The organism is Anaerotignum neopropionicum, assembly GCF_001571775.1.
GTDB classification, from domain to species: Bacteria; Bacillota; Clostridia; order Lachnospirales; family Anaerotignaceae; genus Chakrabartyella; species Chakrabartyella neopropionicum.
In genome coordinates this window covers 1-12719 of the sequence record NZ_LRVM01000013.1, presented here as the reverse complement: position 1 = coordinate 12719, position 12719 = coordinate 1, and the positions used below count along the sequence as shown (strand labels likewise).

Below are 12719 nucleotides of genomic sequence, written 5' to 3'. Positions count from 1 at the left end.
TTAATCGAAAGGCTGTACAGTGTATCCACTGTACAGCCTTTTTGTTTACCTAAATTTGTATGCCAAAAAAGTTAGGAGGAATTAGAATGGAGCAAAGCGGCTGCCAAATATTAATTGAAACACTCATTGAACAGGGCGTTACGACAATTTTCGGATATCCGGGAGGGCAAGTACTCAATATTTACGATGAGCTTTATAAAAACAAACATCGTATTAGCCATGTTTTAACAGCCCACGAGCAAGGTGCAGCCCATGCAGCAGATGGCTACAGCCGTTCCAGTGGAAAGGTGGGCGTTTGTCTCGCCACCTCAGGCCCAGGTGCAACAAACCTGATTACAGGGCTTGCCACAGCAAATGCTGATTCCATTCCCATGGTTGCAATTACAGGAAATGTTCCCATGGAACTAATCGGTTCCGACAGCTTTCAGGATGTGGATACCTTCGGGCTTTCCATTCCTGTAACAAAACACAGTTTCCGTGTAAACACCGTGGAAACTCTTGCCGAAACAGTTCGAGAGGCTTTTCGTCTTGCAAAAAGCGGGCGTCCCGGTCCCGTACTGGTAGACATCCCGAAAAATATACAGATTGATAAAACCGAATACTCCCCCATGGGTATTGCGGAAAAGATACCCGATGCCAAGCCTAACACGGCACTTTTAGATCAGGCGTTGGAAATGATAAACAACAGTAAACGCCCCATTGTATATTGCGGCGGCGGCGTAATCAATGGAAATTGCGCAGATGTAACAACTAAACTGGTTGAAAAAACCGACGCCTTTATGGTTTGCAGTATGATGGGGTTAACGGCAATGGATAACAGCCACCCCAAATACCTTGGTATGAGCGGTATGCACGGCAGATTTGCAGCCAGCAAGGCCATAAGCGAATGTGATTTGGTTATCGCAGCAGGGGTTCGTTTTACCGACAGAGCCACAGGAAACAGACAAAAGTTTGCCCCAAATGCAAAAATTATTCACCTAGACATCGACTCTGCGGAGCACGGGAAAAACATTGATGCAGCATTAAAAATTCCCGGTGATTTGCATTTCGCACTAAGCTACATAACCTCTAAGCTGGAGCCGCAAAAACATCCCCAATGGGAAGAATTGGTACATTCTTATAAAAACAAAACAAAAGATTTTTATGCACCAGACGGCTATCTACTGCCTTGGCAGATAATCGCCGCCGTAAACCAAAGAGCCGCACCGGAAACAAATATTGCCACCGATGTAGGTCAGCATCAAATGTGGGTAGCACAATATTACAACTTTAAAAAACCAAGAACGCTGCAAACCAGCGGAGGCTTGGGCACAATGGGCTACGGTATGGGCGCTGCCATCGGTGCCGCAATGGCAACGGGCAGCAAAACAGTACTTTTTACTGGGGACGGCAGCTTTGGCATGAATCTAAATGAATTGGCAACAGCTGTATCCCAAAATCTTCCCCTGATTGTAGTTATCCTGAATAATGGAGTGCTGGGGATGATACGACAATGGCAAAACCTTTTCTTTCAAAATCACTTTATGTCAAGCAACCTGGAGCGAAAAACTGATTTTGTAAAGCTGGCAGATGCCTTTGGTGCAACCGGCCTTCGTGCCACAAACTTGACGGAGTTAAACGAAGCCTTAGATCAAGCCTTTGCTCTAGCTAGCCCCGTTGTAATTGACTGCTTGATTCCTGATGAAGAAAACGTATTTCCCATGGTGCCACCAAATGGTTCTTTGGAAAACATTATCTTGAAATGAGGTGATTCCAATGAGTAATGATATCAATCAGCAATTTGCAGTTTCCATCATTGTTTCAAATCAGTCGGGTACGCTTACCAGAATTTCATCTCTCTTTAGTCAACGAAACTTTAATATTGACAGCTTTACCTGTGGTGTAACGAACAATCCTGAAGTGTCGAGGATGACAATCACCGCAACGGGGGATGTAAATAAAAAGGAGCAGTTGCTCAAACAAATTACCAAGCTTTATGACGTAAAAAAAGTTGAACTGATGACCTGCGAAAATACAATTTTACGCGAGCTTTTAATCGCAAAAGTCAATGCAAAGGGTGAAAGTCTGCAAACCATTTTGGATGCAGCAAATGTATTTCGCTCCAAAGTGGTAGATATGTCTCCCGAATCTGTTTGCATTGAAATGACTGGTGAAAGTAGTAAGCTTAATGCTTTTCTTACTTATATAGCTCCCTACGGCATACTTGAATACTGTCGTACCGGGCTCATTGCCGTTGAACGCGGCAGCAAATGTTTATATGGCGTAAAGTAATAAAAAAAAATTATAAAAACAAAAGGAGAATTTAAAATGGCTAAAATGTATTATGAACAAGACGCGAAAAAAGAAATGTTGGCAGGAAAGAAGGTTGCAGTTGTTGGTTATGGTTCTCAGGGCCACGCCCATGCACTGAACCTCAAAGATAGCGGCGTTGATGTTGTCGTTGCCCTTTATGAAGGCTCCAAAAGCAAAGCTCGCGCAGAAGCTGATGGTTTAACTGTTATGACAACACCCGAAGCAGTAAAAGCAGCTGATATCATCATGATCTTAGTAAATGACGAAACACAGGCAAAAATGTATCAGGCTGACATCAAGCCTTATTTAAAATCCGGTTCCACTCTGGCTTTTGCCCATGGCTTCAATATTCATTATGGTCAGATCGTACCTCCCAGCGATGTAGATGTTATCATGATCGCTCCTAAGGGTCCCGGACACATTGTAAGAAGTACATATCAAGAAGACTTCGGCGTTCCTGCTTTGATTGCTGTTTATCAGGATGCAAGCGGCAATGCAAAGGATGTTGCTTTGGCATATGCTAACGGCTTGGGCGCAACCAGAGCCGGCGTTTTGGAAACAACCTTCAGAGAAGAAACAGAAACCGACCTTTTCGGTGAGCAGGCTGTTCTTTGCGGCGGCGTATCCGCATTGATGAAGGCTGGTTTTGATACATTGGTAGAAGCAGGATATCAGCCCGAGAATGCTTACTTTGAATGTATCCATGAAATGAAATTAATCATTGACTTGGTTGTAAAGGAAGGCCTGTCCTTCATGCGTTATTCTTGCAGCGATACTGCTGAATACGGCGATTATACAGCAGGCCCTAAAATCATCACAGAACAGACCAGAGAGGCTATGCGCGGCATTTTGAAGGATATCCAGGATGGTTCCTTTGCTAGAGAATGGATTTTGGAAAATCAGGCAAACCGTCCTAACTTCAACGCAATGAGAAGAATGCAGAAGGCACACTTAAGCGAATCTGTTGGCGCAGAATTAAGAAGCCACATGAAAAAACACTAATTTCTTCCTATTTAATGTAGTGGTATAAATGTGCGGAGCCTCTCAACAGGAATTCGCTGTTGGGGAGGTAAAAAAGCAGGTATAATATTATACCTGCTTTTTTTATCTATTATTTTAAGTATGCTTTATATTCTTCTACATCATCCCATTGGGCTGCAAAAGTACAGGGAATATCATCAACATTTTTTAATTCTATTGGTTCACCATTGTTTAACCTTGGGATTTTAATTTGAAACGAATTATCTGAATTCAATATAATATCAAAATCCGCTTCGTTTCCATCAAAATAATATTGCATATCATCTATTTTTTTCAAGGTTCCCCGATTTACTTGACGATTTGTAATGAACTCCACAAATCTACCATCTTCCCATATGGAAATTTGAATTATCTTACCTTCTGTGCCCCCCACATCACTTACCCATTCACTTTGATAAAACCCTTTCAAAGTTGGAGGAATTGGATTTGTTCTATAGATCAAGTAAATGATCAAAAGGAAACATAAAGCGCCTACCATTATAAGCTTTTTAGAACGACTCATATCCACCATCCCTACTATTCGAATACGCTTATTACGCCCCTAAATCATCATATTTAGTATTGTTAGAAACCAGTTTGTGGCTAATTTGCTAATAGTGACCGCTTTACATTCGTTCAATTTTGAGATTATCCACCCAAAATCCAGTCCTTTTTATAATGTTTAAATGTATTCCTCCCCATCAAAACAATTCATACCTCTTCCACATATGCCCCCACAAATTTCGAACATCTCCATAGCAAAAATTAAAGGAACTTATAATATTTTACTCTTTACTTTAATTATAAGCAATCAATTAGTACTCGCAATTTCAAAAATAATTTAAATAAAAGTAAAACCCAACAAACTGCCAAAAAACACTTTAATATTATTTTTTATATCGCAGATAATATTGTTGAGGTGATATAAATGTCCATTTTAAATGATAAAGAAATCCCCATTGGTCTCGGTATGGCACTTTCTCAAAACTTAGACGCTATGCAGGCTTTTGCATCTTTGGAAAAAGGGGCTCGCAATCACGTTATTGAACGTTCACATCATGCCCAGTCCAAGAATGACATGCAAAATATTGTGAATGATTTACTCAAATAGCCTGCGCATACCCAGAAACTTATCTGTTTGTCCTCTGTATCATTGAAAAAGCTAAAATGAACTGAACTTTTTCAAAGGAAATCTTCTTTTATGGATACCCCAGACTGAATACAAACACCCACAAGGGGTGGGTCATCACTTTTGCTCTGCAAAAGCCAGCTTCGCTGTCTGCCCTTTCTTGGGCAGTGAGGGGTCATCACTTTTGCTCTGCAAAAGCCAGCTTCGCTGTCTGCCCTTTCTTGGGCAGTGAGGGGTCATCACTTTGCTCTGCAAAAGCCAGCTTCGCTGTCTGCCCTTTCTTGGGCAGTGAGGGGTCATCACTTTGCTCTGCAAAAGCCAGCTTCGCTGTCTGCCCTTTCTTGGGCAGTGAGGGGTCATCACTTTTGCTCCGCAAAAGTTGTCCATTGGATAGAAGGCAATTCCTTGCCATTACAACTTTTCCGGCGTAAACCCGCATATCAATGCGGGTTTTATAAAAGTTTTTAGTCTTGCTTTTTTCGAAAAGCAGGTAGGTTTTGGATTGAACAGCGAATAAAACGCTGCCATCAAGCAGTGATGGTTTTGCGCAGCAAAATTCCTGACCCAACGCCCAGGTTTGTATACGTCTGGGGAGTCTACTTTGTTAATACCCTGTAAATACGAGGGTTGGTTTTTGCAAAAAAACTGAAACATCATACCAATGAAGAGCAATACTCATGTAAAAGTCTGGTGGTAAGCTATATCGGTTTTCATGTATCTTGATCTTAATTTTAAACCAAACTTATAAAACTTTTAACCTTTAATTTCTAACATAATGTATCCGAAATTACTTTTTCAAAACAAAAAAAATGCTGAAAACGCTGTAAAGTCAACATTCCCAACACCTTTTATAAGTCATCGAGGCGACAAGATTTGAACTTGCGACCTCTACATCCCTAATGTAGCGCTCTACCAAGCTGAGCCACGCCTCGCCGACGACTTCTATATATTACAACACGAAAAAACAAATGTCAACACTTTTTTTGATTTTAAAATATCAACAGTGCATAAATTATTACCTTCCCCTTTTAGATGAAAAATCCACCCACGGATGCGTGCCAGTGATTATTTTACAAATCAATTCAAAAAGCAAAACCGCCATCAACACAGCTGCCAATGAAAATAATATATGGTCAATAACTTCCATTTTTTCTTTTTATATTAACCGAAAATTTTTATTAACCAAAAATACAATCCATATTAAGTTGCCCAAAAAACAAATACTTTAAGTAGACATAATGGAAATAAGAAACTTTTTGCGTTTGCTCCTATTGCAATATAAAACAGTACAACAACAGATGATATAAGAACCATATTTGCTGCTTTGCTAATAAAATTATTCTGACGTTTGTGCGACGTTCCACATTCTGAGTAAAACTTCCCCGTTTCCATGTTGCCACAAAAGCTACACTTTTTTTCAGTATATTTATATGGATACAGCCAGAGAATCAAACAGGCCCGAAAATTGCTTCTTTCGTAAAAATTATAAATTCATCCATTAATTACAATGTTATTAAATTTTTTAAAGACTATTCCAAATATTTTTTACACATAATTTTTGAAGTTTATTTTTGCATCTAGGAAGAAAGACCTTGCGTTTTTTAAACTTTTTTATTAATTTTCCCCTAGTATGGAATTTTGTATCAAATAATTTTTATAATAACACAGTTTTTGGGCATTTCCATAGATACGAAAGCCAGCTTACCCAATACACAGTCCATCTAGTTTCAGTCACCTTAGCCAATTTAACAAAACTTCATTAAACATTAAATTGTATTTTCTTGCTTTTAATATATTCTCAAATTTTTCACTATCCTAGTTTCCGCCTTCCCCCTATTCTTAAATAATATTTATTCAAATATTCCTAAATGATACAAAAAACCCGATTTAAGCTTAATGCCAAATCGGGTTTTTTTGCAATATGCAGGCATTGAGAAATTTCATACCCGTTCACATCATAAAAATCGTGTACTTTTTCGTGGGATTGTTCCGCAGGATTATCTATCTACTGTAGGAATTTCATCTGTAGACCAACCTTCCATGTTGTCATCCCACAGGAATTTCTTTGTCTCAGATACAATTACACTACTTAATCCTAGCAAAGCAACCAAGTTAGGGAACGCCATCATTGCGTTCAAAGTATCCGCAATATTCCATACCAAGTCAAGCGCAGTAATACTACCGATAAATACTACGACAACCCAAGCAAAACGGAAAGGTTTCACTGCTTTTGTACCTACTAAGTAAACCCAAGATCTTTCGCCGTAGTAGCTCCAGCCCAAAATTGTAGACCACGCAAAGGTAATCAAACCAATTGTTAAGACGATAGGACCTACAACAGGGATATGGTTAAATGCTGCAGATGTTAAAGCACCGCCATTTAATCCTGCCATACCTTCTGGATTCTTCAAAATAGAAGTTGTCAAAACCAAACCGGTTAAAGCACAAACAATAATTGTATCCCAGAAAACACCAGACATAGCGATTAAAGCCTGACGTACGGGGTTTCTTGTCATAGCAGCAGCATCAGCGATGGGCGCAGAACCTAAGCCAGCTTCGTTTGTAAATAAACCACGAGCAATACCAAAACGAATTGCCATCATTACTGTTGCTCCTGCAAAACCGCCGCCAGCAGCAGTGCCAGAAAATGCATTTCCAACAATTAATTTAAAAGCACTACCAATGTAAGGAGCATTTATAACCAAAATAATAACACAGCCTAAAATATAAAGACCTGCCATTAAAGGTACTAATTTTTCGCAAACTTTAGCGATAGACTTAACACCACCAAGAATAACCAAAGCTGTAGCAACAGTAATAATGATACCTGTAATCCTTGTATCCAGACCAAAGTTATCACGAACCATTGTTGAAATTGAGTTTGCCTGTGTCATGTTTCCGATACCAAAGCAGGCAACACCTGCAAACACAGCAAACAATACGCCCAGCCACTTTTGTCCAAGGCCTCTTTCCAATGCATACATAGGTCCACCAATCATGGAGCCTGTTTTGTCTTTTACTCTGTACTTAATTGCCAGAAGAGCTTCGCCGTATTTTGTTGCAATACCGAAAAGACCTGTCAACCAGCACCAGAAAATTGCACCAGGGCCGCCTAAAGCTACCGCAGTCGCCACACCTACGATATTACCTGTACCAATTGTAGCCGCCAAAGCAGTTGCTAACGCACCAAAACCAGAAACATCACCTTCAGCTTCATCATCAGGTGTGATAGAAAGCTTAATTGCCTTAAAAACATGTCTCTGAATGAATCTTGTTCTTACTGTTAGGAAAACGTGCGTACCAAACAATAGAAACAGCATTACTGGGCCCCAAACGAACCCATTGATGGTGGATACAAAACTGTTAATTGCTTCCATTTTACTACATCCCAAATTATATAAGATAATTTCATCGGCCAGAATCACCATCTTTCATCGTTGTAAGACTATTCTCATTTGCCCCCACGAAAAACGAATGATATTTTTTGTCGTTACAAAAAAAAGATGTTCCCTCAGATTCTGTCACCTATTTACTATTTTATATGATTTTTTCAAAAAAACAAGTATTTTTTTATAAATAAAAATATACAAATCATTACATTTATTAAAAAATGTACAATTTTTATTAAATTTAAGCTTTTTTTTTGACTCCCTTTATTCATTCAGTATTATAGAAATTCAAATTAACAATTAATAAATTTAATTATATTTTACAAATTTTTGCGATAAATTTCCACTCGTTATATACTAATGTTGCTAAAAAATAACTTGTTTTCAACATTTTTTTGCATTTATATCGGAACATAGTCAAAACAGAATCTCCCTTTTTTATCTATGTGCAATTTCACCTTGATAATATCATTTTTTTTCTTTATATTGCGATTAAATTGCTTGCAATAACAATTTTTCGCCGTAATTTTAAGGGTTATTATTCATGATTACTATTCACATAATAAATATTAATAAATGATTAGTCAAATATTGCATTTTTCTTCCATATTTTTGCTTTTAAACTTGTACTTTACACGCATTATTTTATAATTTATTTTGTTATTTTTCATAGGTTCTTTTTTTCCCCATAAAAAACCGCCTCAACAAAGTGTAAAAATGGTAACAAAAAAAGTCCGTTTTATTATATCCGGACTTTTTTAGCCAAGTGAGCCCTCCTTGAGAAAAGAGTCTTCATTTCATTCATGTAATTCCAAGTTGCTTCATGCTTTTTTCGCCATAAAAAACATACTTAATTCCCTTTAGTCCAAAGGCTTTTGCTTGTCAAGAATCCTTAACTCTACCAGCGCAAAATACAAGATTTTCATTTCTTGGCACCACAGTCCTTTTTTCATTCACAACGTTTGTATAATGAAAATCAAACCTTCATTGACCCAAAATGGCTTATCCTCATGAGAAGACAAATTTCTGTTCTTTCAATGCTAAAACTGCATTAGATTTCGCCTTGAAAATAAGAACTCCCCCCCTGCAAAGGAGGCACATATTTTAAAAAACATTTTACTTTTCTTCTAAAAAAAGTACCATAGGATCCAGCCAGTGCCCATCTAAATCCTCTGTTTCCCCTTTATCACAGCGGGCAGCTATACTAGGGTCAAGTGGTAATTTGCAAACCACCGGAATATTATGCCTTTTTGCAATTGCATCTATGTTACTCTCCCCAAAAATTTTATGAATCTCACCACACCGAGGACAGGCAAAGTATGAAAGATTTTCTACAATACCCAAAATAGGCACATTCATCATTTCCGCCATTTTCACTGCTTTGTCCACAATCATCCCAACCAGCTCTTGCGGCGAAGTCACAATAATAATTCCATCAATAACAATGGATTGAAATACTGTCAAAGGTACATCTCCTGTGCCGGGAGGCATATCAATAAACATGTAATCTACATCTCCCCAAACTACGTCTTTCCAAAATTGTTTTACTGTTTCAGCTATAAGTGGGCCACGCCACACCACGGGATCCGTTTCATTATCCAGTAACAAGTTCACAGACATTACTTTAATTCCCTTTTTTGTTTCACAGGGAATGATTCCATCCTCTGTTCCATATGCCTTTTGGGTTATTCCAAAAGCCTTTGGTATTGATGGCCCGGTAATATCCGCATCCAAAATTGTCGTTTTGTTCCCTAAACGGTTCATCAAAACAGCCATTGTAGACGTTACCATAGATTTTCCAACGCCACCCTTACCGCTCACTACGGCAATCACTTTTCTAATGTTACTTTTTTCATTGGGTGCAACCAATAAATCAGCAGATTTTCTGCTTGAACAATCGGAAGAACAGCTTCCGCAGTTATGAGAACAATTTTCGCTCATCATTACATCTCCTCTGTATTCATTTCCTTTATTTTTTTGCAACAAAATTTTTCACACTTTTTCCCGCATGGTAATTTTTCTCCATCACAAAGGGCAAAATCGCCGCCTTCAATGTAAAGCACCTTGCCATTCACTAGGGCATCCGCCATTTTTTTTCTTGCCTCGTTATAGATACCCTGCACCGTGGTTCTGGCTATATGCATTTGCCCAGCACATTCTTCTTGTGTATATCCCACCAAATCAATCAGTCGGATTGTTTCGTATTCATCTACGGCCATTATGACCGGATTATTAGGATTATACCCTTTCATTGGTACAAAACCGTAATTTTCAGGTAATGCGCAGACTTTTCTGCATTTTCTCGGCCTTGCCATAAACCATCCCCCTCATTTTTGACATATGTTGCTTATTAATAGTATACAGCTTATCAAACATAAGTCAACTGTTTCTTTGCAATAAAAGACGGAGAAATCGCCCCAAAAAGTTGCCCACGCTGTAAAATAATCACACTTGTAATTTTTATCAAAAAAACAGTAAAAACCCGTTTGCTTCACTTAGAATTTGTCGACACAAATCCTTGCAACCCGGGTTTTTACATTTTGTATTATTAAATTTTTCAAAAATTTGTTAAAAACCACTGTTTTCCAAACTTCTCTTAAAGCCACTTAAAATCTGCTAAGACAAAACATTTATCATAATTAATCTTTTTTCACTGTTTTTTCATGCCCAAAATTTTTCAACAGGAAACCAACACACATCACTACTGCAAATAAAATTAAATAATAAACAATCGCTTTGCCTAAAGAAACAATTGCAGCAAATACCATAAATGCACTGGCCAAGATCCCTAAAGTTGGAGCAATATAGCGGTTAAAAACACCCAAATCAGTTCCTTTTTTCAGCTGCATCAAAAAAATAGGAATATACATGGCATAAATTGTAATAATCGGCAACTCCGAGCTGTCAAAGCAAAATGGTCCAAACCATGGCTGCGTTAGGTTTGCGCCATAAAAATAGGTCAGCCATATTGACGCCATTAAAACACCCATTGCTGAGGAATTTGTTGGCATATTTGTTACCTTATCCACCCCATTAAAAATATGGGGCATAGGACCTTCATTTCTTGCCGCCATTGCGTAAAAGCCTCGTGTGCAAGCCAGCATTAGACCATTTAAAGTGCCTAAGCAGGAAATTACCACAAACACAAAAAGCAACGTGCCCCCGGCTTGTGTAAAAACAGTGGAAAAAGCAATTTTTGCCCCTGCTTCTCCGCCCTCCATCATTACCTTGTTTTCAATGGCTCCTGCAAGGCCAACATAGTATAGCATATACACCAAAACAATAAATATGGTGCCAATCACCAACGCCAACGGCAGATTTCGTTTTGCATCCTTCAACTCCGCATTAATACTCGTGGCACAAATCCACCCTTCATAGGCAAAACTTGTGCCTACAACAGCAGTAAACAAAGGATTCCCCTGAACTTGGGAAATCACGCCGGTATTAAAATTCTCCACAAGAATACCGTTTTTCAGTCCGAAAATAGTACCCACTACCGCCATAAATGCCAAAGGAATCAGCTTAATCACAGTCGTAGTTACCTGAAATTTCCCCGCCAGCCTTGGAGAAATTGCATTTAGCACATAGCTGCAAACTAAAAAAAAGCCCGCTATGGTCATAGCCTGGGGTCCAACAATATCCCACCCCAATAAAACGCAAAAATATCTTGCAGAAACCCATGCTAAAACAGATGTCATTGCCGGAAAATAAATTGTTGCCATAAACCAGGCAAAGAAATAACCATATTTTGAATTTACCATCGTTTCTGCATAATCAACAATGCCGCTAACTTTTTCATAACGAGTTGCCAAAACTGCAAAGTTATATGCACAGACAACCATAACCAAACCACCTAAAAACCACGCTAAAATCCCCTGTGGAAGATTCCCCCCCGTTGCCACCAAAACCTTTTCGGCCTTAAAAAACACACCACTGCCAATTACAATGCCTACTACCATAGCAATCGCAGTCAAAAGACCATATTTTTTCTCTAATTCTTGATTCATAACTACCTCTCCCCTTATATCTTTTGCACATAACCGCATCAATGCAGTTATGCTTTGCTTAATAAAAGTAACATATTTTAATAGATAATTCAACGCAGAACAAGAAATATGCCATGTTTTTTTATTAATACACTCCATTTGTTGGTAATTTTGCTTATTGAATTTTTCTTTCATCTTACCTCTTCTTGTGGAAAAGCAAAGAAAATGATACACTAATCTATATTAGAACGAAAAAGGAGGCCGCTATGCTGCTCTATACAATTCTTCTAGCCTGTATTTCCATATTCTTTTTTAGGGAAGGAATGCTTCTTGTGCAAATGAAATCGCGTCTTCTGCCGGATTTTAATAAAGAACCATCCCTTGCCAAAAATGCCGGAAGACAGCTATTTTTTATTTCCATTTGCGCCGCACTTAGCGCAGTTATTATGCTCTTTAGCTTGATTTATCGGCAAATTACCCATACACCCAGCCCCAAAATAGGGCTTGCTCTTGCTTTTTTGGTTTATGGGTTTGGCATAATTATTGGAATGTATCGCTGCTATAAATTAAAAAAGATGCTTCCTTCTTAAATGCCTTTTTCAAGGTTTTGTGAAGTTTTTGATTGCTTCCCTTTTTCCAAGGAAATATTTTAAGAATGGCAAAATCATCACCACCAGCTCAGCTGGTGGTTTGCTCTGCCCCTAGAAGGGGCTTTTACCAACTTGCATCTAAAGATGCATTGAACGGTTTGCCAACCGTTTCTTATTCTCTGGCTGCTGCTAAAGCAGTTTACTTCTTGCCTGTGCTCACTTGCTCACCCGTAAACGGGTCAATGTATTCTTTTAGCGTTATTTGGTCTGCCGTTAAGTCCTCTTGTATCTGATTTCTTATGTATTCTTCTAT

Annotated in this window: 11 protein-coding genes, 1 tRNA gene and 1 pseudogene; 5 read left to right on the top strand and 8 right to left on the bottom strand. The window is 38.5% G+C overall.

What is annotated here, in order from left to right; all coding sequences use genetic code 11:
• The first annotated feature begins 86 nt into the window (after nt 1-86).
• Genes ilvB through ilvC form a run of 3 tightly spaced genes read left to right on the top strand, consistent with a single transcriptional unit; the run spans nt 87 to nt 3294 of the window.
• Nucleotides 87-1745, top strand: a complete 1659-nt coding sequence (gene ilvB, locus CLNEO_RS13800) for a biosynthetic-type acetolactate synthase large subunit (protein ID WP_066090368.1) — start codon at nt 87-89, stop codon at nt 1743-1745.
• A 10-nt stretch (nt 1746-1755) separates the two neighbouring features.
• Entirely contained in the window at nt 1756-2271 is a 516-nt protein-coding gene (ilvN, locus tag CLNEO_RS13795) for an acetolactate synthase small subunit (protein ID WP_066090365.1), read from the top strand.
• 36 nt (nt 2272-2307) lie between these two features.
• On the top strand, nt 2308-3294 hold the full coding sequence (gene ilvC, locus CLNEO_RS13790) for a ketol-acid reductoisomerase (RefSeq protein WP_066090363.1): 987 nt from the start codon (nt 2308-2310) through the stop codon (nt 3292-3294).
• A 109-nt stretch (nt 3295-3403) separates the two neighbouring features.
• Here the strand turns inward: ilvC and CLNEO_RS13785 are convergent, their stop codons facing one another.
• Nucleotides 3404-3835 carry a hypothetical protein gene (locus tag CLNEO_RS13785; protein WP_066090360.1) on the bottom strand — a complete coding sequence of 144 codons (432 nt, stop codon included), beginning with the start codon at nt 3833-3835 and terminating at the stop codon, nt 3404-3406.
• Between the two features lie 405 nt (nt 3836-4240).
• On the opposite strand from CLNEO_RS13785, the gene CLNEO_RS13780 reads away from it, so the two are divergent.
• Nucleotides 4241-4423, top strand: a complete 183-nt coding sequence (locus tag CLNEO_RS13780; protein WP_066090357.1) for a hypothetical protein — start codon at nt 4241-4243, stop codon at nt 4421-4423.
• A 196-nt stretch (nt 4424-4619) separates the two neighbouring features.
• On the opposite strand, the gene CLNEO_RS15975 is transcribed toward CLNEO_RS13780, so the two are convergent.
• The 6 genes from CLNEO_RS15975 to CLNEO_RS13745 form a co-directional block, all read right to left on the bottom strand.
• Entirely contained in the window at nt 4620-4853 is a 234-nt protein-coding gene (locus CLNEO_RS15975) for a hypothetical protein (protein WP_157723596.1), read from the bottom strand.
• 446 nt (nt 4854-5299) lie between these two features.
• Nucleotides 5300-5373, bottom strand: a tRNA-Pro gene (locus CLNEO_RS13770).
• Nucleotides 5374-6438: 1065 nt separating this feature from the next.
• A complete protein-coding gene (locus CLNEO_RS13760; protein WP_066090508.1) occupies nt 6439-7818 on the bottom strand; it encodes an alanine/glycine:cation symporter family protein in 1380 nt (459 codons plus the stop codon).
• A 1128-nt stretch (nt 7819-8946) separates the two neighbouring features.
• On the bottom strand, nt 8947-9771 hold the full coding sequence (locus CLNEO_RS13755) for an Mrp/NBP35 family ATP-binding protein (RefSeq protein ID WP_066090348.1): 825 nt from the start codon (nt 9769-9771) through the stop codon (nt 8947-8949).
• A gap of 2 nt (nt 9772-9773) precedes the next feature.
• A complete protein-coding gene (locus tag CLNEO_RS13750) occupies nt 9774-10145 on the bottom strand; it encodes a DUF134 domain-containing protein (RefSeq protein WP_066090345.1) in 372 nt (123 codons plus the stop codon).
• Nucleotides 10146-10469: 324 nt separating this feature from the next.
• On the bottom strand, nt 10470-11837 hold the full coding sequence (locus CLNEO_RS13745; RefSeq protein ID WP_066090505.1) for an APC family permease: 1368 nt from the start codon (nt 11835-11837) through the stop codon (nt 10470-10472).
• 245 nt (nt 11838-12082) lie between these two features.
• Between CLNEO_RS13745 and CLNEO_RS13740 the strand changes: the two genes are divergently transcribed.
• On the top strand, nt 12083-12406 hold the full coding sequence (locus CLNEO_RS13740; RefSeq protein WP_066090342.1) for a hypothetical protein: 324 nt from the start codon (nt 12083-12085) through the stop codon (nt 12404-12406).
• Between the two features lie 199 nt (nt 12407-12605).
• On the opposite strand, the pseudogene CLNEO_RS13735 reads toward CLNEO_RS13740, so the two are convergent.
• Nucleotides 12606-12719: pseudogene (locus tag CLNEO_RS13735) on the bottom strand (IS200/IS605 family transposase); the annotation flags it as partial.

Excerpts from the sequence above, each read along its gene's own strand:
- CLNEO_RS13745 (WP_066090505.1), bottom strand. The coding sequence starts at position 11,837 with ATGAATCAAGAATTAGAGAAAAAATATGGTCTTTTGACTGCGATTGCT.
- CLNEO_RS13780 (WP_066090357.1), top strand. The coding sequence starts at position 4,241 with ATGTCCATTTTAAATGATAAAGAAATCCCCATTGGTCTCGGTATGGCA.
- CLNEO_RS13750 (WP_066090345.1), bottom strand. The coding sequence starts at position 10,145 with ATGGCAAGGCCGAGAAAATGCAGAAAAGTCTGCGCATTACCTGAAAAT.
- CLNEO_RS13740 (WP_066090342.1), top strand. The coding sequence starts at position 12,083 with ATGCTGCTCTATACAATTCTTCTAGCCTGTATTTCCATATTCTTTTTT.
- CLNEO_RS13785 (WP_066090360.1), bottom strand. The coding sequence starts at position 3,835 with ATGAGTCGTTCTAAAAAGCTTATAATGGTAGGCGCTTTATGTTTCCTT.
- CLNEO_RS13755 (WP_066090348.1), bottom strand. The coding sequence starts at position 9,771 with ATGAGCGAAAATTGTTCTCATAACTGCGGAAGCTGTTCTTCCGATTGT.
- CLNEO_RS15975 (WP_157723596.1), bottom strand. The coding sequence starts at position 4,853 with ATGGCAAGGAATTGCCTTCTATCCAATGGACAACTTTTGCGGAGCAAA.
- ilvN (WP_066090365.1), top strand. The coding sequence starts at position 1,756 with ATGAGTAATGATATCAATCAGCAATTTGCAGTTTCCATCATTGTTTCA.
- ilvC (WP_066090363.1), top strand. The coding sequence starts at position 2,308 with ATGGCTAAAATGTATTATGAACAAGACGCGAAAAAAGAAATGTTGGCA.
- CLNEO_RS13760 (WP_066090508.1), bottom strand. The coding sequence starts at position 7,818 with ATGGAAGCAATTAACAGTTTTGTATCCACCATCAATGGGTTCGTTTGG.
- ilvB (WP_066090368.1), top strand. The coding sequence starts at position 87 with ATGGAGCAAAGCGGCTGCCAAATATTAATTGAAACACTCATTGAACAG.